This window comes from Lysobacter niastensis, assembly GCF_015453285.1.
Taxonomy (GTDB): domain Bacteria; phylum Pseudomonadota; class Gammaproteobacteria; order Xanthomonadales; family Xanthomonadaceae; genus Lysobacter_J; species Lysobacter_J niastensis.
The window spans coordinates 33,980-52,074 of sequence record NZ_JADLZT010000011.1 but is presented as its reverse complement, the minus strand read 5'-3'; the positions used below and the strand labels follow the sequence as shown (position 1 = coordinate 52,074).

The 18,095-nt window shown below is 65.1% G+C and carries 23 protein-coding genes; 20 read left to right on the top strand and 3 right to left on the bottom strand.

Translation table 11 applies throughout. From position 1 onward, the window contains the following. The first annotated feature begins 14 nt into the window (after nt 1-14). From rplX to IU514_RS17005, 17 genes are all read left to right on the top strand, one after another. Nucleotides 15-329, top strand: a complete 315-nt coding sequence (gene rplX, locus IU514_RS17085) for a 50S ribosomal protein L24 (RefSeq protein WP_194932360.1) — start codon at nt 15-17, stop codon at nt 327-329. Between the two features lie 11 nt (nt 330-340). After that, nucleotides 341-883: a 50S ribosomal protein L5 gene (rplE, locus tag IU514_RS17080; protein WP_194932359.1), complete on the top strand. Its 543-nt coding sequence runs from the start codon at nt 341-343 to the stop codon at nt 881-883. An 18-nt stretch (nt 884-901) separates the two neighbouring features. Beyond that, nucleotides 902-1,207 (top strand): 30S ribosomal protein S14, encoded by a 306-nt coding sequence (gene rpsN, locus IU514_RS17075; RefSeq protein WP_194932358.1) that lies wholly within the window; start codon nt 902-904, stop codon nt 1,205-1,207. Nucleotides 1,208-1,375: 168 nt separating this feature from the next. Continuing rightward, nucleotides 1,376-1,774 (top strand): 30S ribosomal protein S8, encoded by a 399-nt coding sequence (gene rpsH / locus IU514_RS17070; RefSeq protein ID WP_194932357.1) that lies wholly within the window; start codon nt 1,376-1,378, stop codon nt 1,772-1,774. 13 nt (nt 1,775-1,787) lie between these two features. Continuing rightward, the gene (gene rplF / locus IU514_RS17065) at nt 1,788-2,315 is read left to right on the top strand and encodes a 50S ribosomal protein L6 (protein WP_194932356.1); all 528 of its coding nucleotides are present in this window, start codon (nt 1,788-1,790) and stop codon (nt 2,313-2,315) included. 29 nt (nt 2,316-2,344) lie between these two features. Next, nucleotides 2,345-2,698, top strand: coding sequence for a 50S ribosomal protein L18 (gene rplR, locus IU514_RS17060; RefSeq protein WP_194932355.1), 354 nt, complete (start codon nt 2,345-2,347; stop codon nt 2,696-2,698). Nucleotides 2,699-2,860: 162 nt separating this feature from the next. Then, on the top strand, nt 2,861-3,400 hold the full coding sequence (gene rpsE, locus IU514_RS17055; RefSeq protein ID WP_194932354.1) for a 30S ribosomal protein S5: 540 nt from the start codon (nt 2,861-2,863) through the stop codon (nt 3,398-3,400). Then, nucleotides 3,393-3,593, top strand: a complete 201-nt coding sequence (gene rpmD, locus IU514_RS17050; protein WP_115843848.1) for a 50S ribosomal protein L30 — start codon at nt 3,393-3,395, stop codon at nt 3,591-3,593. The genes rpsE and rpmD overlap by 8 nt, the downstream gene beginning before the upstream one ends. 6 nt (nt 3,594-3,599) lie before the next feature. Further along, complete coding sequence (gene rplO, locus IU514_RS17045) at nt 3,600-4,037, top strand: 50S ribosomal protein L15 (RefSeq protein WP_194932353.1); 438 nt, start codon at nt 3,600-3,602, stop codon at nt 4,035-4,037. Between the two features lie 7 nt (nt 4,038-4,044). Next, nucleotides 4,045-5,406, top strand: a complete 1,362-nt coding sequence (gene secY, locus IU514_RS17040; RefSeq protein WP_194932352.1) for a preprotein translocase subunit SecY — start codon at nt 4,045-4,047, stop codon at nt 5,404-5,406. A gap of 235 nt (nt 5,407-5,641) precedes the next feature. Further along, entirely contained in the window at nt 5,642-5,998 is a 357-nt protein-coding gene (gene rpsM, locus IU514_RS17035; RefSeq protein WP_194932351.1) for a 30S ribosomal protein S13, read from the top strand. 12 nt (nt 5,999-6,010) lie between these two features. After that, entirely contained in the window at nt 6,011-6,403 is a 393-nt protein-coding gene (rpsK, locus tag IU514_RS17030; protein ID WP_031373814.1) for a 30S ribosomal protein S11, read from the top strand. Between the two features lie 14 nt (nt 6,404-6,417). Then, nucleotides 6,418-7,047: a 30S ribosomal protein S4 gene (gene rpsD / locus IU514_RS17025; protein WP_194932350.1), complete on the top strand. Its 630-nt coding sequence runs from the start codon at nt 6,418-6,420 to the stop codon at nt 7,045-7,047. Between the two features lie 18 nt (nt 7,048-7,065). Then, nucleotides 7,066-8,064, top strand: a complete 999-nt coding sequence (locus IU514_RS17020) for a DNA-directed RNA polymerase subunit alpha (RefSeq protein WP_194932349.1) — start codon at nt 7,066-7,068, stop codon at nt 8,062-8,064. 192 nt (nt 8,065-8,256) lie between these two features. Next, a complete protein-coding gene (gene rplQ / locus IU514_RS17015; RefSeq protein WP_194932348.1) occupies nt 8,257-8,631 on the top strand; it encodes a 50S ribosomal protein L17 in 375 nt (124 codons plus the stop codon). A 147-nt stretch (nt 8,632-8,778) separates the two neighbouring features. Continuing rightward, a complete protein-coding gene (locus IU514_RS17010) occupies nt 8,779-9,285 on the top strand; it encodes a disulfide bond formation protein B (protein ID WP_194932347.1) in 507 nt (168 codons plus the stop codon). An 88-nt stretch (nt 9,286-9,373) separates the two neighbouring features. Further along, nucleotides 9,374-10,762, top strand: a complete 1,389-nt coding sequence (locus IU514_RS17005; RefSeq protein ID WP_194932346.1) for a class II 3-deoxy-7-phosphoheptulonate synthase — start codon at nt 9,374-9,376, stop codon at nt 10,760-10,762. A 46-nt stretch (nt 10,763-10,808) separates the two neighbouring features. On the opposite strand, the gene IU514_RS17000 is transcribed toward IU514_RS17005, so the two are convergent. From IU514_RS17000 to typA, 3 genes are read right to left on the bottom strand one after another with little or no spacing between them, the layout of a single operon-like run. Beyond that, nucleotides 10,809-12,419 carry an amidase gene (locus tag IU514_RS17000; RefSeq protein WP_194932345.1) on the bottom strand — a complete coding sequence of 537 codons (1,611 nt, stop codon included), beginning with the start codon at nt 12,417-12,419 and terminating at the stop codon, nt 10,809-10,811. A 42-nt stretch (nt 12,420-12,461) separates the two neighbouring features. Beyond that, nucleotides 12,462-12,941 (bottom strand): DUF2127 domain-containing protein, encoded by a 480-nt coding sequence (locus IU514_RS16995; RefSeq protein WP_194932344.1) that lies wholly within the window; start codon nt 12,939-12,941, stop codon nt 12,462-12,464. A gap of 41 nt (nt 12,942-12,982) precedes the next feature. Beyond that, entirely contained in the window at nt 12,983-14,812 is a 1,830-nt protein-coding gene (gene typA, locus IU514_RS16990) for a translational GTPase TypA (RefSeq protein ID WP_194932343.1), read from the bottom strand. Between the two features lie 183 nt (nt 14,813-14,995). Between typA and IU514_RS16985 the strand changes: the two genes are divergently transcribed. From IU514_RS16985 to IU514_RS16975, 3 genes are all read left to right on the top strand, one after another. After that, a complete protein-coding gene (locus tag IU514_RS16985) occupies nt 14,996-15,493 on the top strand; it encodes a peptidylprolyl isomerase (RefSeq protein ID WP_194932342.1) in 498 nt (165 codons plus the stop codon). Between the two features lie 279 nt (nt 15,494-15,772). Then, a complete protein-coding gene (locus tag IU514_RS16980) occupies nt 15,773-16,978 on the top strand; it encodes a pyridoxal phosphate-dependent aminotransferase (protein WP_194932341.1) in 1,206 nt (401 codons plus the stop codon). Nucleotides 16,979-17,042: 64 nt separating this feature from the next. Continuing rightward, entirely contained in the window at nt 17,043-18,026 is a 984-nt protein-coding gene (locus tag IU514_RS16975) for a malate dehydrogenase (RefSeq protein ID WP_194932340.1), read from the top strand. The last annotated feature ends 69 nt before the right edge of the window (nt 18,027-18,095 follow it).

The following is an 18,095-nucleotide window of genomic DNA, read 5'->3' as shown; positions in this document are numbered from 1 at the left end:
GCGGAGGAATAGATATGAACCGTATCCGCAAGGGCGATCAGGTGATCGTCACCACCGGCAAGGACAAGGGCAAGAAGGGCGAGGTTGTTCGCATCGCCGGCGACAAGGTCGTCGTGTCGAACGTCAACGTCATCAAGCGCCACACCAAGCCGAACCCGCAGGCTGGCCAGCCGGGCGGCGTGATCGAGCGTGAAGCTCCGATCCACATTTCCAACGTGATGCTGTTCAACCCGGCCTCGGGCAAGGGTGAGCGCGTTGCTTTCAAGGTGCTGGAGGATGGACGCAAGTTGCGTGTGTTCCGCTCCAGCGGTGAGGCGGTTGACGCCTGAGGAATGCTGAAATGACCACGCGTCTCGAAAAGTTCTACAAGGACGAAGTCGTCCCGGCCCTGACCAAGAAGTTCGGTTACACGAACCCGATGGAAGTGCCGCGTTTGACCAAGATCACGATCAACATGGGCGTCGGCGAAGCCGCGACCAACAAGAAGATCCTGGAAAACGCAGTCGCCGATCTGACCAAGATCGCCGGCCAGAAGCCGATCGTGACCAAGTCCCGCGTGTCGGTGGCTTCGTTCAAGATCCGCGACGGTTGGCCGATCGGCTGCAAGGTCACGCTGCGCCGTGGCCAGATGTTCGAGTTCCTGGACCGTCTGATCAACATCTCGCTGCCGCGCGTGCGTGACTTCCGCGGCGTGTCGGGTCGTTCGTTCGACGGCCGTGGCAACTACAACATGGGCGTGAAGGAGCAGATCATCTTCCCGGAAATCGACTTCGACCAGGTCGACGCCCTGCGCGGCATGGACATCGCGATCACCACGACCGCGAAGACCGACGCCGAAGCCAAGGCGCTGCTCGAAGCCTTCCGCTTCCCGTTCCGCAACTGATACTCGAGGACTGACACAATGGCCAAGACCTCCATGGTCAACCGCGAGATCAAGCGGGCCAAGCTTGCCAAGCAGCATGGCGAGAAGCGTATCGCGCTGAAGAAGATCATCTCCAGCGAGTCCGCTTCGTACGAAGAGAAGATGGAAGCCGCCGTCAAGCTGCAGAAGCTGCCGCGCGACTCCTCGCCGAGCCGCCAGCGCAACCGTTGCGAACTGTCGGGCCGCCCGCGTGGCGTGTACCGCAAGTTCGGCCTCGGCCGCAACATGCTGCGCAAGGCGACGATGAACGGCGACGTGCCGGGCCTGCGCAAGGCCAGCTGGTAATCAGCTTCGGCTGGTCCAGGTAGTAACAGTGCGCCGGCAAGTCTGCTAGACTTGCCGGCTCGCTCGTTTCAGGCCGCTCCGGCCGGAAGGGCGGGGCGCCTGGAACTAGGCGTATACAACTGAATTCGCAATTCCGCGGATATCGGTGCTACTCATAGGTGCATATTCATGAGCATGACTGATCCCATCGCCGACATGCTGGTCCGCATCAAGAATGCGGCGGCTGTCCGGAAGCAGACGGTGAAAATGCCGTCGTCCAAGATCAAGGTCGCCATTGCCGGCGTGCTGAAGGACGAGGGCTACATCCTCGACTCGCGCGTTACCGATACGGGCAATGGCAAGGCCGAACTCGAAATCGTCCTGAAGTACTACGAAGGCAAGCCGGTGATCGAGCGCCTCGAGCGCTACTCCCGTTCGGGTCTGCGTCAGTACCGCGGCAAGGCCGCTCTGCCGAAGGTCCTCGGTGGCCTCGGCGTCGCCATCATCTCCACCTCGAAGGGCATCATGACGGATGCGCAGGCGCGCCAGCAGGGCGTCGGCGGTGAAGTCCTGTGCTTCGTGGCCTAAGGGAGGAATAGACATGTCCCGAGTTGCCAAGAAGCCGATCGCCCTGGCGAAGGGCGTCGAACTGAACATCCAGGCCGATTCGATCAGCGCCAAGGGCCCGAAGGGCACGCTGAGCGTGGCCAAGCCGGCCGGCATCGCGGTCAAGGTCGAAGACGGCCATGCCGTGTTCTCGACCGAAGACGCTGCGCTGATCCCGCTGACCGGCACCCTGCGCGCCATCCTGGCCAACATGGTCAAGGGTGTGTCCGAGGGTTTCGAGCGCAAGCTAGAGCTGGTCGGCGTCGGTTACCGCGCCTCCATGCAGGGCAAGGACCTGAACCTGTCGCTGGGTTTCTCCCACCCGGTGCTGTTCCAGGCCCCGGAAGGCATCACCATCGCCACGCCGACCCAGACCGAGATCGTGGTCCAGGGCGCGGACAAGCAGCGCGTCGGTGAAGTTGCCGCCAAGATTCGTGGCTTCCGTCCGCCGGAGCCCTACAAGGGCAAGGGCGTGAAGTACGCCGGTGAAGTGATCATTCGCAAGGAAGCCAAGAAGGCCTAATCGGCTTTCAGCTTTCGAGGACAGATACCATGAACAAGAACATCGCCCGCCTGCGTCGCGCCAAGTCGACGCGCTCGCACATCCGCGAACTCGGCGTGCCGCGCCTGACGGTGCTGCGCACCGGTCAGCACCTGTACGCCCAGGTCTTCACCGCCGATGGCTCCAAGGTCCTGGCTTCGGCCTCGACCCTGCAGGCCGACGTCAAGGAAGGCCTGAAGAACGGCAAGAACTCCGATGCCGCCGTCAAGGTGGGCCATTCGATCGCCGCCAAGGCCAAGGCCGCCGGCATCGAGAAGGTCGCTTTCGACCGTTCGGGTTACCGCTTCCATGGCCGCATCAAGGCACTCGCCGATGCAGCCCGCGAAGGCGGCTTGCAGTTCTAAGTCTTGAAGGCGTGGGGATCCGTCCCCACGCCTGACAGCATTCCTGCCGGCACAGATGGTGCCGGGCGCCGCGGAGATTTCTCTCCGCGTCGATACAACCGCTGTAGACCACAACCATAAGCGGCCAAGCCGCAAATCCCTCAAATCACCAGGAATTTGGAAATGGCAGAAGAACGTGCACCGCGGGGTCGTGATCGCGACCGTAACCGCGAAGAGATCGACGATGGCATGATCGAGAAGCTGATCGCGGTCAACCGCGTCAGCAAGACCGTCAAGGGTGGCCGCCAGTTCACCTTCACCGCGCTGACCGTGGTCGGCGATGGCGACGGCAAGGTCGGCTTCGGCTATGGCAAGGCGCGCGAAGTGCCGGTCGCCATCCAGAAGTCGATGGAATATGCCCGTAAGAGCATGGTCAACGTCGACCTGAACAACGGCACCCTGTGGCACGCCGTGAAGTCGGGCCATGGCGCCGCTCGCGTGTTCATGCAGCCGGCTTCCGAAGGTACCGGCGTCATCGCCGGTGGCGCGATGCGCGCTGTCCTCGAAGCCGTTGGCGTGAAGAACGTGCTGGCCAAGGCCGTGGGCTCGCGTAACCCGATCAACCTGGTGCGCGCCACGCTGAAGGGCCTGGGCGAGATGCATTCGCCGGCCAAGATCGCGGCCAAGCGCGGCAAGAAGGTGGAGGACCTGATCAATGGCTAAGAATGAAGCCGTCGCCGGCGGCACCGTCAAGGTGCGCCTGGTCAAGGGTCTCCGTGGCACCCAGTCGCGTCACCGTCTGTCGGTGCGTGCCCTGGGCCTGAACAAGCTCAACGATGTGCGTGAACTGAAGGACAGCCCGCAGGTGCGTGGCCTGATCAATCAGCTGCACTACCTCGTTCGCGTCGAGGAGTAATCAATCATGCGTCTCAACACTCTCCAGCCCGCCGACGGCGCTCGCACCGAGCGCACCCGCGTGGGTCGTGGTATCGGCTCGGGCCTGGGCAAGACCGCTGGTCGCGGCCACAAGGGTTCGTTCGCGCGTTCGGGCAAGGGCAAGATCAAGGCCGGCTTCGAAGGCGGCCAGATGCCGATGCAGCGTCGCCTGCCGAAGATCGGCTTCCGCTCCAAGCTCCTGAAGGACACGGCCGAAGTGCTGCTGTACCAGCTGGACAAGCTTGACGCTGGCCAGATCGACTTCGCCGCTCTGAAGGCTGCCAAGCTGGTGCCGAGCACCGCCAAGCAGGCCAAGATCGTGAAGAAGGGCGAACTGACCAAGAAGTTCGTGCTCAAGGGCGTGCTGGCCACGGCCGGCGCCAAGGCCGCGATCGAAGCGGCCGGCGGCAAGGTCGAGGAGTAACCGGAGCATGGCGCAGAGCGGCAACGCGATGGCCGGCATGGGCGGCGGGCTCGGTAAGTTCACCGAGCTCCGTCAGCGCCTGCTGTTCGTGGTCGGCGCTTTGATCGTCTACCGCATCGGCTGCTACATCCCGGTGCCGGGCGTCAATCCGGAGGCGATGCTCAAGCTGATGGAAACGCAGAAGGGCACCATCGTGGACATGTTCAACATGTTCTCCGGTGGTGCGCTCCATCGTTTCAGCCTGTTCGCGCTCAACGTGATGCCGTACATCTCGGCGTCGATCATCGTGCAGCTGCTGGTGCAGATCGTGCCCAGCCTGAAGGCCATCCAGAAGGAAGGCGAGTCGGGCCGGCGCAAGATCAACCAGTGGTCGCGAATGGGTGCGATCCCGCTGGCCGTGTTCCAGGCATGGGGCATCGCCACGGCCCTGCAAGCCGGTGGTGCGAGCCAGGGCATCCCGGTGGTCTACAGTCCGGGCCCGGGCTTCATCATCACCGCAGTCATCGCGCTGACGGCCGGCACCATGTTCTTGATGTGGCTGGGCGAGCAGGTGACGGAGCGTGGCATCGGCAACGGCGTCTCGCTGATCATCTTCGCCGGCATCGTGGCGGGCCTGCCCGCAGCTGTGATCGGCATGTTCGAGCAGATCCGCAACGGCGACATGAGCGCGCTGGTGGCGATCGGTGTGGTTGCGCTGGTGCTGGGCTTCACCTACCTGGTGGTGTTCGTCGAGCGTGGTCAGCGCCGTATCACGGTGAATTACGCCCGGCGTCAGGGTGGTCGTAGCGCCTACCTGAACCAGTCGTCGTTCCTGCCGCTGAAGTTGAACATGTCCGGCGTCATCCCGGCGATCTTCGCGTCCAGCATCGTGATGTTCCCGGCGACCGCAGCCACCTGGTTCAGCCAGAGCGGCTCGATCTCCTGGCTCCAGCAGGTCAGCCAGTGGCTGAACCCGGGTGAGCCGCTGCACATGATCCTCTATGCAGGTCTGATCATCGGCTTCGCGTTCTTCTACACGGCGCTGGTGTTCAACTCGCAGGAAACCGCGGATAATCTCAAGAAGTCGGGTGCGCTCATTCCGGGTATCCGCCCGGGCAAGGCCACCGCGGACTATATCGATGGTGTGCTGACCCGCCTGACAGCGGCCGGCGCCATCTATCTGGTGGCGGTCTGTCTCCTCCCGGAGATCATGCGCACCAAGATGGGCACGTCGTTCTACTTCGGCGGCACTTCGCTGCTGATCGTGGTCGTCGTGATCATGGATTTCATCGCCCAGATCCAGGCTCACCTGATGTCGCATCAGTACGAGAGCCTGCTGAAGAAGGCGAACTTGAAGGGCGGCTCGCGCGGCGGTCTCGCGCGCGGGTGAACCCGGACCCTTCCGCGCGCCAGAGTAGCGCGCGGGGCGGGCAGGGCGGTCTCAAACCGCCCGGTCCAGCCAGGCCGGATTCGTCGCCGGAGCATGGGCACACTCCCCATGCCGGGCACCGGGGCGCCTTAGGGCACCCCGGGGCTTCCTATTAACCCGAGACCTTGATAACATTTCCAGTTCACTCCGCCGGGATCAATCCGTTCCGGCCGCCAAATCAGTTGGAGATCGCGTTATGGCGCGTATTGCGGGCGTCAATCTGCCTGCCCAGAAGCATGTCTGGGTTGGGCTGCAAAGCATCTACGGCATCGGCCGTACCCGTTCGAAGAAAGTGTGTGAAGCCGCTGGCGTCACCTCGACGACCAAGATCCGTGACCTGTCCGAGCCGGAAGTCGAGCGCCTGCGCGCCGAGGTCGGCAAGTACGTGGTCGAGGGCGACCTCCGTCGTGAGATCGGCATTGCCATCAAGCGTCTGATGGACCTGGGCTGCTTCCGCGGTCTGCGTCACCGCCGCGGTCTCCCGCTGCGTGGTCAGCGCACCCGGACCAATGCTCGTACCCGCAAGGGTCCGCGCAAGGCCATCAAGAAGTAAGGAGATCTGATCATGGCCAAGCCAGCAGCTGCTAAGACCAAGAAGAAGATCAAGCGCGTCGTCACCGACGGCATCGCCCACGTCCACGCTTCTTTCAACAACACCATCATCACGATCACCGACCGCCAGGGCAACGCGCTGTCGTGGGCGACTTCGGGCGGAGCGGGTTTCCGCGGTTCGCGCAAGTCGACCCCGTTCGCCGCTCAGGTCGCCGCCGAAAAGGCCGGCCGCGCTGCACTCGACTACGGCGTCAAGTCGCTGGAAGTCCGCATCAAGGGCCCGGGTCCGGGTCGTGAGTCAGCCGTGCGTTCGCTCAACAACGTCGGCTACAAGATCATCAACATCATCGACGTGACGCCGATCCCGCACAACGGGTGCCGTCCGCCGAAAAAGCGTCGCGTCTGAGGAGCTGAAAGAACATGGCTCGTTATATTGGTCCCACCTGTAAGCTCGCTCGTCGCGAAGGCGCTGACCTTGGCCTGAAGTCGTCGGCTCGTGCCCTCGACTCCAAGTGCAAGCTGGAGCAGAAGCCCGGCCAGCATGGCCCGACCGCCCGCAAGGGCAAGCTGTCCGATTACGCCACCCAGCTGCGCGAGAAGCAGAAGGTCAAGCGTATCTACGGTCTGCTGGAGCGTCAGTTCCGCAACTACTACAAGAAGGCCTCGACCAAGAAGGGCAACACGGGTGAAAACCTGCTGCAGCTCCTCGAGACCCGTCTTGACAACGTCGTTTACCGCATGGGCTTCGCAGTGACCCGTCCGGCTGCCCGTCAGCTGGTCTCGCACCGCGGCGTCACGGTCAACGGCAAGCCCGTCAACCTGCCCTCCTACCAGGTCAAGGCCGGTGACGCGATCGCGCTGGCTGAGCGCGCCCAGAAGCAGCTTCGCGTGCAGGAATCCCTGACCGTGTCGCAGCAGATGGACCTCTCGCCGTCGTGGGTCGAAGTTGACAGCAAGAAGTTCAGTGGCGTGTTCAAGGCTGTTCCGGATCGTGCAGACCTGCCGGCCGACATCAACGAAGCGCTGATTGTCGAGCTGTACTCGAAGTAACCCAGGAGACGCCAGAACATGACGGTAACCGCAAACCAGGTGCTGCGCCCCCGCGGCCCCCAGATCGAGCGCCTTACGGGTAACCGTGCCAAGGTCGTCATCGAACCGCTGGAGCGTGGCTACGGCCATACGCTCGGCAATGCGCTGCGCCGCGTGCTGCTGTCGTCGATCCCGGGCTTCGCAATCACGGAAGTCGAGATCGATGGCGTGCTGCACGAGTACACCACGGTCGAAGGGCTGCAGGAGGATGTCCTCGAGGTTCTGCTGAACCTCAAGGACGTCGCCATCCGCATGCACACCGGTGAGTCCTCGACGCTGTCCCTGGCCAAGCAGGGCCCGGGCATCGTCACCGCCGGTGACATCAAGACCGACCACAACGTCGAGATCCTCAATCCGGAACATGTGATCGCGCACCTGACCAAGGACACCGCGCTCAACATGCGTCTGAAGATCGAGCGTGGCTTCGGCTACCAGCCGGCCGCCGCGCGTCGTCGTCCGGACGAGGAAACCCGCGCCATCGGCCGTCTGATGCTGGATGCCAGCTTCTCGCCGGTCCGCCGCGTGGCGTATGCCGTCGAAGCGGCGCGCGTCGAGCAGCGCACCGACCTCGACAAGCTGGTTCTCGACATCGAGACCAACGGCACGATCGATGCCGAGGAAGCCGTCCGCACCGCGGCCGACATCCTCACCGACCAGCTGTCGGTGTTCGGCGACTTCACCCACCGCGACCGCGGTGCGGCGAAGCCGGCCACCAGCGGCGTCGACCCGATCCTGCTGCGTCCGATCGACGACCTCGAACTGACCGTGCGTTCGGCCAACTGCCTCAAGGCCGAGAGCATCTACTACGTCGGCGATCTGATCCAGAAGACCGAAGTGGAGCTGCTCAAGACGCCGAACCTCGGCAAGAAGTCGCTCACCGAAATCAAGGAAGTGCTCGCCCAGCGCGGTCTCTCCCTTGGCATGAAGCTCGAGAACTGGCCGCCGGCGGGCATCGCCTCGCACGGCATGATGGGCTGAGGCCAGTGCGTTATTCGCAGGCCGCGCTGCAAGGCGCGGCCTGCGTTCTTGCAAGACCAAAGTCGACGAGCCTGAAGGCTCGCGGCACGCCGGCCACGGAGGGTCGGTTCGGACCAACCGCAGTCCAAGTTCCAACGCCTGGATGGCGACAGCGAAGTTCAACGGTTACAACATTCACTAGGAATCCAAGTCATGCGCCACCAGAAATCCGGCCGTAAGTTCAGCCGTACCAGTGCCCATCGCGATGCCATGTTCACCAACATGGCCGCCTCGCTGATCAAGCACGGTCTCATCCGTACCACCCTGCCGAAGGCCAAGGAGCTGCGTCGCGTTGCCGAGCCGCTCATCACCCTGGCCAAGGTCGACGGCGTCGCCAACCGCCGCCTTGCCTTCTCGCGCCTGCGCGACAAGGAAGCCGTGGGCACGCTGTTCACCACTCTCGGCCCGCGTTACCAGTCCCGTCCGGGCGGTTACCTGCGCATCCTCAAGTGCGGTTTCCGCGCTGGCGACAATGCGCCGATGGCCTATGTCGAGCTGGTCGATCGTCCGGAAGCCGCGACGGAGTAATCCACACGCTTCATTGGCGGCAACGCCGATACAGCAAAGCCCCGGCCTGGCCGGGGCTTTTGCGTTTCCGGGATCAGTGTTCCGGGAACCAACGAGTGCGATGACGGTCTGCTGCAGCGATCCGTCAACCTCGTTAAGCTTTGGACCATGACGAACTCCCTGCTGCCCGGTTCCTTCCGCACCCAGTTCCTCCTCGGTTTCGCGATCTGCGCGGCCCTGTTGGCCTATGCGTTCTACGCCCAGCTGCATGACGGCCTGGAACCTTGTCCGTTGTGCATCTTCCAGCGCGTTGCGTTCTTCGCGCTTGGCATCGTGTTCCTGATCGGCGGCCTGCATGCGCCCAAGGGCGCCGGTGGAAGGCGTGGTTACGGTGTACTCGCGTTGCTGGCCTCGCTGGGCGGCATCGCAGTTGCGGGCAATCACGTCCGCCTGCAGCATCTGCCACCCGACCAGGTGCCGGCGTGCGGCCCCGGCCTGGACTACATGCTGGACGCCATGCCCATCTCCGGCGTGATCCGCAAGGTGATGACCGGTTCGGGTGAATGCGCGAATGTCGATTGGACGTTCCTGGGCCTGTCGATGCCCGAATGGAGCCTGGTCTGGTTCGTGCTTCTGGCGTTGTGGGCAGGCTACGCAGCGTTCCGGCGTCGCTGAACGCGGCGCCAAGGTTGCCGCTGTAACGGTTGCAGCGCGGAGGGCGAGCGCCCATGATCATTCGCCGCATTGCAACATTGCTCGTGTCATGTCCCCCACTGACCGCAACCTCCGTGCCGTGACTCTGCCCCAGAACTGGTCGCCGCAGTCATGGCGCAGTTTTCCGGCTGTGCAGTTGCCGCACTATCCGGATGATCAGGCGCTCGCTAGCGCCTTGAGCGAACTGCGTGCGTTGCCGCCGCTGGTGACGTCGTGGGAGATCCTCTCGCTCAAGCAGCAGCTCGCCGAGGCACAGGAAGGCAAGCGCTTCCTGCTGCAGGGTGGCGACTGTGCCGAGAGTTTCGATGCCTGCAGCTCGGACGTAATCTCCAACCGCCTCAAGGTGCTGCTGCAGATGAGCCTCGTGCTCGTGCACGGCATGCGCAAGCCGGTCGTGCGCGTGGGCCGCTTTGCCGGCCAGTACGCGAAGCCGCGCTCGGCCGACACCGAAACGATCGGCGACGTCACGCTGCCCAGCTACCGCGGCGACATGGTCAACGCGCCCGAGTTCACCGAGGCCGCCCGCTTGCCGGATCCGCGCCGCATGATCAAGGCGCATGCGCGCTCGGCGATGACGATGAACTTCGTGCGTGCGCTGATCGATGGCGGATTCGCCGACCTGCATCATCCCGAGTACTGGAACCTGAGCTGGGTCGGCCATTCGCCGCTGGCCGACGAATACAGCCGCATGGTCAACGCGATCGGCGACGCCGTGCGTTTCATGGAGACGCTGTCGGGTTCCGAAGTGCACAACCTCAACCGCGTGGACTTCTACACCTCGCACGAGGCGCTGCTGCTGCCGTACGAGGAGTCGTTGACCCGTCAGGTACCGCGCCACTGGGGTTGGTTCAACCTCAGCACGCACTATCCGTGGATCGGCATGCGCACGGCGGCGGTCGACGGCGCCCACGCCGAATACTTCCGGGGCATCCGCAATCCAATCGCGTTGAAGGTGGGGCCGTCGGTGACGCCCGATCAGCTGCTTCGCACGATGGACCTGCTCAATCCCGAGGACGAACCCGGCCGCCTCAGCTTCATCCATCGCATGGGCGCCGGCGGAATCGCCGACAAGCTGCCGCCGCTGCTCGACGCGGTGCGCCGCGACGGTCGTCGCGTGTTGTGGGTGTGCGATCCGATGCACGGCAACACCGAGAGCACCAGCAACGGCTTCAAGACGCGTCGCTTCCGCAACATCCGCAGCGAACTGGAGCAGGCGTTCGAACTCCACGCGGCCGCCGGTACGCGCCTGGGCGGCGTGCATCTGGAGCTGACGGGGGAAGACGTCACCGAGTGTCTGGGTGGCGCGCGCGAGCTCACCGAGAGCGATCTGGAGCGCGCCTACAAGTCGACGGTCGATCCGCGCCTGAACTACGAGCAGGCGCTGGAGATCGCGATGCTGATCGTGCGCAAGCAGGCGCAAATCGCCGCGCCGACGTGATGCAGTACAGCGGGTCGGCCGCCGGCCGCCCGCTGCTGTCGGAATCTCAGCCCTTCTTCTTGGCAGCCGCGACCGTTGCCAGGAACTGCGGCGGCTTGCGTGCCTTGCTGAGCTGTTCGAAGGCGTAGCCGAGTTCGAGCAGGCGCGGCTCGCTCCACGCGGAGCCCATGAAGACGACGCCCAGCGGCAAACCCTGCTGCTCGCCCATCGGGACCGTCAGGCTGGGATAGCCCGCGACTGCGGCGGCGCTGTAGCCGGTGGTGATGTCCGGGTCGCCGTTGGTCATGTCGGCCTTCCATGCGGCCGGCCCCGAAGGCGCGATGAGCGCGTCCAGCTGCTGCGCCTGCAATGCGGAGTCGATGCCCTGTTCGCCTGCGAGGCGGCGGATGCTGCTGCGGGTCTCGCGGTAGAGCGGGTCGTTGAGGGGGCCTTTGGCTGCGGCCTGCTCGAACAGGTCCTGGCCGAAGTACGACATCTCCTCGCCCGCGTTGCGGCGGTTGAAGTCCATGATCTCGGCGAGCGTGCGCATGGGGGCACCACGCGTGGCCAGGTAGTGCTCAAGCCCGGCCTTGAACTCCCAGGTCAACGCGTCGAGTTCGCCCGCCTTCCATTGGCCTTCGGTCGGGATCTGCGCGTCCACCACGACCGCGCCGGCCTTGCGCATGGTGGCGATCGCGCGCTCCATCGCAGCATCCACGGCCGGGTCGTGCCCCATCTTCTGGCGCAGCACGCCGATGCGGGCGCCGCGCAGGCCGTCGGCCTTGAGGTGCAGCGGGTAGTCGAACACCGCGCGGCCGACACTGCCGGCCGTCAGCATGTCGTTCGCATCGCGCCCGACCATGGCGGCCAGCAGGATCGCCGCATCGGTCACGCTGCGCGTCATCGGGCCGGGCGTGTCCTGCTGGCTTGAGATCGGAATGACGCCGTTGCGGCTGACCAGCCCGACGGTCGGCTTCAGCCCGACCAGGCCGGCGACGGAGGCCGGGCAGATGATGCTGCCGTCGGTTTCCGTGCCGATGCCGGCGGCCGCCAGGCTCGCCGAGATCGCGCTGCCCGTGCCCGAACTGGACCCGCAGGCGCTGCGATCCAGCGCATAGGGATTGCGCGTCAGGCCACCGCGGCCGCTCCAGCCCGATACCGAGTGCATCGAGCGGAAGTTGGCCCATTCGCTGAGGTTGGTCTTGCCCAGGATCACGGCGCCGGCTGCGCGCAGGCGCTGCACGACGAAGGCGTCCTGTTTCGGCCGATGATCCGCCAGCGCCAGCGAACCCGCGGAGTTCACCATCGGGGTCGCGTCGATGTTGTCCTTGATCAACACCGGGATGCCGTGCAGGGGGCTGCGCACGCGGCCCGCCTGGCGCTCGGCATCGAGCGCATCGGCTTCCCGGATGGCGTCGGGATTGAGTTCGATGACGGCGTTGAGCTTCGGCCCGGCGTCATCGACGACCGCGATGCGGTCGAGGTAGGCCTGGGTGAGGGCACGGCTGCTGAGTGCACCGCGCTCCATCCGCGACTGCAGCTCGCCGATGCCGATTTCGGAGTAGGCGAAACTGGTGGCCAGCGACGGCGTTGCCGGTGCCGAAGCGGTGGCGTCGGCGTCGCGCTGGCACGCAGGAAGCACGGCGAGCAGCGTCGCCACGAAAAGCAAGGAGCGCATGGCGATTCCCCGGTCGCGGATGGGCGACCGGAGCATACGCGTTCAGTAGCGCCGGACGACCAGGTCTCGTGCCAGGACTGCGACGACGATCAAATTGACCGCCAGTACGGCCGCCGAAAGCCAGCCCGGATGGGCGAAGAGGGCGTAGATGTCCAGCGGCAGGTAGATCGCCGCGCTGATGCAGCCCAGCCATGACGCCCAGGCCTTGGCCCGCCACAGGCCCCAGGCTTCCAGCAGGCGCAGCAGGCCGTAGGCAAACACGGCTGCGGCGGCCAAGTGGACGCCATCGGGGTTGATGGCGCCGTTGAGCCAGGCGATCGCGCCATGGCCCGGATCGAGCGAGAAGCGCGCAATCAGTTCATGGAGCCAGCGCTGCAATGGCGCCGGGCCCAGGATCTCCAGGCCGCTGGCGGCGAGCAGCGCGAGCACGCCCTTGGCCGCCTCGAACACCGCGATCACGTGCAGCCCGGGATGGGCGTGCGGATCGGGGTTGTAGTGCGGATGGGGATGGGCGTCGGTCATGGCGATACGACGCCCCGTGTTGCCGGTGCGATGGCGGTGGCTCAGGCCGCGCGCGAAGCGCGCTTGCGATCGCTTTCGGTGAGCTGCTTCTTGCGCAGGCGGATTTCCTTCGGGGTGACTTCGACCAGCTCGTCGTCCTCGATGAAGTCCAGGGCCTGTTCCAGCGTGTACTTGATCGCCGGCGTCAGCTTGATCGCGTCGTCCTTGCCCGAAGCGCGCATGTTGGTCAGCGGCTTGGTCTTGATCGCGTTGACGGTCAGGTCGTTGTCCTTCGAATGGATGCCGACCAGCTGGCCCTCGTACACCTGGTCGCCTTCGGCGGCGAACAGGCGGCCGCGCTCTTCCAGCGGCCCCAGCGCGTAGGCGGGCGTCGCACCGGGAGCGTTGGCGATCATCACGCCGTTCAGGCGCTTGGCGATCGTGCCGGTTTCCTTCGGGCCGTAATGATCGAACACGTGGAACAGCAGGCCCGAACCCTGGGTCAGGGTGCGGAACTCGTTCTGGAAACCGATCAGGCCGCGGGCCGGGATCATGTAGTCCAGGCGCACGCGTCCCTTGCCGTCGGGCTCCATGTTCTTCAGCTGGCCCTTGCGGATGCCCAGCTTCTCCATGACGCCGCCCTGGTGCTGTTCTTCGATGTCGACCACCAGCTGCTCGATCGGCTCCATCAGCTGGCCGTCGATTTCCTTGATGATCACTTCCGGTCGCGACACGGCCAGCTCGAAGCCTTCGCGGCGCATGTTCTCGATCAGCACCGACAGGTGCAGTTCGCCGCGGCCGGAGACCAGGAACTTGTCCGGATCGGAGCCTTCCTCGACCTTCAGCGCAACGTTATGCAGCGTTTCGCGCTCCAGGCGCTCGCGCAGCTGGCGGCTGGTGAGGAACTTGCCGCCGCTGTATTCCTTGTGGCCGGCGAACGGCGAGTTGTTCACCTGGAAGGTCATGCTGATGGTCGGCTCGTCCACGGTCAGCGCCGGCAGCGCTTCCGGCGTGTCGAGCGCGCACACGGTGTCGGAAATCGACAGGTCGGTGATGCCGGCAATGGCGACGATGTCGCCGGCGCCGGCTTCCTCGGTCTCGATGCGCTCCAGGCCCATGAAGCCCAGCACCTGCACGATCTTGCCCTGGCGCTTCTTGCCGTCACGGCCGATCACGCTGACCGGCATGTTCTTCTTCACCTTGCCGCGCTGGATGCGGCCGATGCCGATCAGGCCGACGAAGTTGCTGTAGTCCAGCTGGCTGATGCGCATCTGGAACGGGCCTTCCTCGTCCACCTGCGGCGGCGCGACGTGCTTCATGATCGCTTCGTAGAGCGGAGTCATGTCGCCCGAACGCGCGGCGTCGTCCAGGCTGGCGTAGCCGTGCAGCGCCGAGGCGTAGACGATCGGGAAGTCGAGCTGCTCGTTGGTGGCGCCGAGCTTGTCGAACAGGTCGAACACCTGGTCGATGACCCAGTCCGGACGCGCGCCCGGGCGGTCGATCTTGTTGACGACCACGATCGGCTTGAAGCCCATCGCGAAGGCCTTCTGGGTCACGAAGCGGGTCTGCGGCATCGGACCGTCCATGGCGTCGACCAGGATCAGCACCGAGTCGACCATCGACAGCACGCGCTCGACCTCGCCGCCGAAGTCGGCGTGGCCTGGGGTGTCGACGATGTTGATGCGGTTGCCCTGCCAGGTGATGGCCGTGTTCTTGGCCAGGATCGTGATGCCACGTTCCTTTTCCTGGTCGTTGCTGTCCATCGCCCGCTCGGCGAGCACGGTGCGCTCCGAGAGCGTGCCGGATTGCTTGAGCAAGCAGTCGACGAGAGTGGTCTTGCCATGGTCGACGTGGGCGACGATGGCGATATTGCGGAGGCGTTCAATGGACATGCAGAGATGGCGCCAGAACGACGCTCGTAGGAAAAGGAAGCCGAGCATTATACCTGCCCGGGATGCCCGATGGCCCGTTCAGCTGAATGGCTACGGTATTCTTGTGAATTGCCCCATCCGTCGCCATCTGGTCGGACGAATGCGGGAATTCCTCCCCCAGCCCCACGTCCCAGGAGACGGTAAATGAGCCTGATCGCCACCTTCGACACCGACCGCGGCCCGATCCGCGTCGAACTCGCCGCCGACAAGGCGCCGCTGACCGTCGCCAACTTCGTCAACCTCGCCCAGCGCGGCTTCTATGACGGCCTGAGCTTCCACCGCGTCATCAACGACTTCATGGTCCAGGGCGGCTGCCCGCTGGGCACCGGCACCGGCGGCCCGGGCTACCGCTTCGAGGACGAGACCCGCACCGGCCTGACCCACGAGCGCGGCGTGCTGTCGATGGCGAACGCCGGCCCCGGCACCAACGGCAGCCAGTTCTTCATCACCCACGTGCCGTGCCCGTGGCTGGACGGCAAGCACACCGTGTTCGGCAAGGTGCTCTCGGGCCAGGAGATCGTCGACAGCGTGAAGCAGGGCGACAAGATCAATTCGATCAAGATCGAGGGCGATACCGCCGCCGTGCTGGCCGCCAAGGCTGACCGCGTCGCCGAGTGGAACAAGACGCTCGACGCTCGATAACCGGCTGAAGCCGGTAACGCCCATAGTCCGCACTGCGAACTGTGGGCCCCGCGCCACTGGCTTCCAGAACCCTGCGCTGTCGCGCTGCCCCTTCACTGAAGGGGCTTCGGGGCGAGGAGGGGATCCAGGCGGACGCCCGCTCCGGTACTTGCCGGGGCGGGCGTTTTCGTTTTCGCACCACAGAGGCCGGCAAGGCGCGTGCTAACATTCCGGGGCTCGGCGGCGCTGCGTTTCCGCGCCGGAGCAGTCACCCACGTCGACTCCTCACGAGGTACAGCGATGCCCCAGCTTGCCCGGCGCATCGGTCGCGCCAAACCCAGCGCGATCATGCAGGTTGCCGAGAAGGCCAAGCGGCTCAAGGCCGAAGGCCGCGACATCATCAGCTTCTCGATCGGTGTTCCGAACTTCCTGCCAGGCGAGCATGTCTACGCCGCCGCGCGCGACGCGCTGGCCAAGGACAGCGGCCAGTACGGCAGCAACCGCGGCGCCGACGCGCTGCTCGATGCGTTCATCGAGCACATGGCCAAGATCGGCCTGACCGGCTACGGCCGCGTCAACGTCGCCACCGGCATCGGCGCCAAGCACGTGATCTACAACCTGGCCGAGGCGCTGCTCGACGAAGGCGACACCATCGTCTTCCCGACGCCGTACTGGACCAGCTATCTCGACATCGCCGAGATCGTCAACGCCAAGATCGACCTGCTGCCGTGCCCGGCCTCGCAGGACTACAAGCTCACGCCCGCGCAGCTCGACGCCGCGCTGGCGAAGAAGCCCAAGGTGTTCCTGTTCAACAATCCCTCGAACCCGACCGGCATGGTCTATTCGAAGGAAGAGGTCAGCGCGCTGGCCGACGTGCTGGTGAAGTATCCCGATACCTGGGTCATCACCGACGACATCTACAACCGCATGGTGTTCGACGGCCTGGGCTACCACAACTTCGTGCATGCCCGTCCGGAACTGCGCGAGCGCGTGGTCTTCATCGACTCGCTGTCCAAGACCTACGGCATGCCGGGTTGGCGCGTGGGCTTCATGGCCGGTCCGGAAGAGGTCGCCAAGGCCATCGCGACCATGAACTCCAACCACATCACCAACATCCCGGAGATCGTCGGCGCCGCCGCGGTCGCCGCGCTGACCGGCCCGCAGGACGTGCCGGTGCAGAAGTGCGCCGAGTTCCAGGCCAAGCGCGACCAGGTGATGGCGGTGATGAACTCGATCCCCGGCGTGATCTGCCCGCGTCCGCAGGGCGCGTTCTACGTGTTCCCGGACATCAGCGTCGCCTTCGGCAAGACGCACGGCCCGAGCGGCACGAAGATCGGCAACGACGTCGACCTCTGCAACGCGCTGCTGGAAACCAAGGGCGTGGCGTGCGTGCCGGGCTCGGCCTTCGGCGAGCCGCGCAGCCTGCGCATCAGCTACACCTGCCCGACGCCGCAGCTCGCTCCGGGCCTGCAGCGTTTCCAGGAATTCTTCGCAGAACTTTCCTGATCCATTTCAGTAGATCCACCGCGGGGCGCAGTGTCGCCCCGCTTTTTCATCCAGGAGTTACCCCATGAAGACCCCCGTCCGCGTTGCCGTCACCGGTGCTGCCGGCCAGATCGGCTACTCGCTGCTGTTCCGCATCGCTTCCGGCGAAATGCTCGGCAAGGACCAGCCCGTCATCCTGCAGATGCTCGAACTGCCGATGGAGAAGGCCCAGGCCGCACTGAAGGGCGTGATGATGGAGCTGGAAGACTGCGCGTTCCCGCTGCTGGCCGGCATGGTCGGCACCGACGATGCGGAAGTGGCGTTCAAGGACGCCGACATCGCCCTGCTGGTCGGCGCGCGTCCGCGCGGCCCGGGCATGGAGCGCAAGGACCTGCTGCTGGAGAACGCCAAGATCTTCACCGCCCAGGGCGCCGCGCTGAACAAGGTCGCCTCGCGCAACGTGAAGGTGCTGGTGGTCGGCAATCCGGCCAACACCAATGCCTACATCGCCATGAAGTCGGCGCCGGACCTGCCGGCGAAGAACTTCACCGCGATGCTGCGCCTGGACCACAACCGCGCGCTGTCGCAGCTGGCCAACAAGGCCGGCGTCGCCGTCGGCGACATCGAGAAGCTCATCGTGTGGGGCAACCACAGCCCGACGATGTACCCGGACTACCGCTTCGCCACGGTCAACGGCCAGTCGCTGAAGGACAAGATCAACGACGCCGACTGGAATGCCAACGCGTTCATCCCGCAGGTGGGCAAGCGCGGCGCCGCGATCATCGAAGCCCGTGGCCTGTCCTCGGCCGCGTCGGCTGCCAACGCCGCCATCGACCACATCCGCGACTGGGTGCTGGGCACCAACGGCAAGTGGGTGACGATGGGCGTGCCGTCGGACGGCAGCTACGGCATTCCGGAAGGCGTGATGTATGGCGTGCCGGTGACCTGCGCCAACGGCGAGTACACGCGTATCGAAGGCCTGCCGGTCGACGAGTTCAGCCGCGCCGCGATGGACAAGACGCTGGCCGAGCTCGAGGAAGAGCGCGCCGGCGTGGCGCACCTGCTCTGATCCAGCCAGGCCGCGCACGTCGCGCGGACTGACAGAATCGCAACGGGGTGGCTTCGGCCGCCCCGTTTG

What these genes read in the sequence shown, in the direction of transcription:
- rplX (WP_194932360.1), top strand. Translation starts at nt 15, where the DNA reads ATGAACCGTATCCGCAAGGGCGATCAGGTGATCGTCACCACCGGCAAG.
- rplE (WP_194932359.1), top strand. Translation starts at nt 341, where the DNA reads ATGACCACGCGTCTCGAAAAGTTCTACAAGGACGAAGTCGTCCCGGCC.
- rpsN (WP_194932358.1), top strand. Translation starts at nt 902, where the DNA reads ATGGCCAAGACCTCCATGGTCAACCGCGAGATCAAGCGGGCCAAGCTT.
- rpsH (WP_194932357.1), top strand. Translation starts at nt 1,376, where the DNA reads ATGAGCATGACTGATCCCATCGCCGACATGCTGGTCCGCATCAAGAAT.
- rplF (WP_194932356.1), top strand. Translation starts at nt 1,788, where the DNA reads ATGTCCCGAGTTGCCAAGAAGCCGATCGCCCTGGCGAAGGGCGTCGAA.
- rplR (WP_194932355.1), top strand. Translation starts at nt 2,345, where the DNA reads ATGAACAAGAACATCGCCCGCCTGCGTCGCGCCAAGTCGACGCGCTCG.
- rpsE (WP_194932354.1), top strand. Translation starts at nt 2,861, where the DNA reads ATGGCAGAAGAACGTGCACCGCGGGGTCGTGATCGCGACCGTAACCGC.
- rpmD (WP_115843848.1), top strand. Translation starts at nt 3,393, where the DNA reads ATGGCTAAGAATGAAGCCGTCGCCGGCGGCACCGTCAAGGTGCGCCTG.
- rplO (WP_194932353.1), top strand. Translation starts at nt 3,600, where the DNA reads ATGCGTCTCAACACTCTCCAGCCCGCCGACGGCGCTCGCACCGAGCGC.
- secY (WP_194932352.1), top strand. Translation starts at nt 4,045, where the DNA reads ATGGCGCAGAGCGGCAACGCGATGGCCGGCATGGGCGGCGGGCTCGGT.
- rpsM (WP_194932351.1), top strand. Translation starts at nt 5,642, where the DNA reads ATGGCGCGTATTGCGGGCGTCAATCTGCCTGCCCAGAAGCATGTCTGG.
- rpsK (WP_031373814.1), top strand. Translation starts at nt 6,011, where the DNA reads ATGGCCAAGCCAGCAGCTGCTAAGACCAAGAAGAAGATCAAGCGCGTC.
- rpsD (WP_194932350.1), top strand. Translation starts at nt 6,418, where the DNA reads ATGGCTCGTTATATTGGTCCCACCTGTAAGCTCGCTCGTCGCGAAGGC.
- IU514_RS17020 (WP_194932349.1), top strand. Translation starts at nt 7,066, where the DNA reads ATGACGGTAACCGCAAACCAGGTGCTGCGCCCCCGCGGCCCCCAGATC.
- rplQ (WP_194932348.1), top strand. Translation starts at nt 8,257, where the DNA reads ATGCGCCACCAGAAATCCGGCCGTAAGTTCAGCCGTACCAGTGCCCAT.
- IU514_RS17010 (WP_194932347.1), top strand. Translation starts at nt 8,779, where the DNA reads ATGACGAACTCCCTGCTGCCCGGTTCCTTCCGCACCCAGTTCCTCCTC.
- IU514_RS17005 (WP_194932346.1), top strand. Translation starts at nt 9,374, where the DNA reads ATGTCCCCCACTGACCGCAACCTCCGTGCCGTGACTCTGCCCCAGAAC.
- IU514_RS17000 (WP_194932345.1), bottom strand. Translation starts at nt 12,419, where the DNA reads ATGCGCTCCTTGCTTTTCGTGGCGACGCTGCTCGCCGTGCTTCCTGCG.
- IU514_RS16995 (WP_194932344.1), bottom strand. Translation starts at nt 12,941, where the DNA reads ATGACCGACGCCCATCCCCATCCGCACTACAACCCCGATCCGCACGCC.
- typA (WP_194932343.1), bottom strand. Translation starts at nt 14,812, where the DNA reads ATGTCCATTGAACGCCTCCGCAATATCGCCATCGTCGCCCACGTCGAC.
- IU514_RS16985 (WP_194932342.1), top strand. Translation starts at nt 14,996, where the DNA reads ATGAGCCTGATCGCCACCTTCGACACCGACCGCGGCCCGATCCGCGTC.
- IU514_RS16980 (WP_194932341.1), top strand. Translation starts at nt 15,773, where the DNA reads ATGCCCCAGCTTGCCCGGCGCATCGGTCGCGCCAAACCCAGCGCGATC.
- IU514_RS16975 (WP_194932340.1), top strand. Translation starts at nt 17,043, where the DNA reads ATGAAGACCCCCGTCCGCGTTGCCGTCACCGGTGCTGCCGGCCAGATC.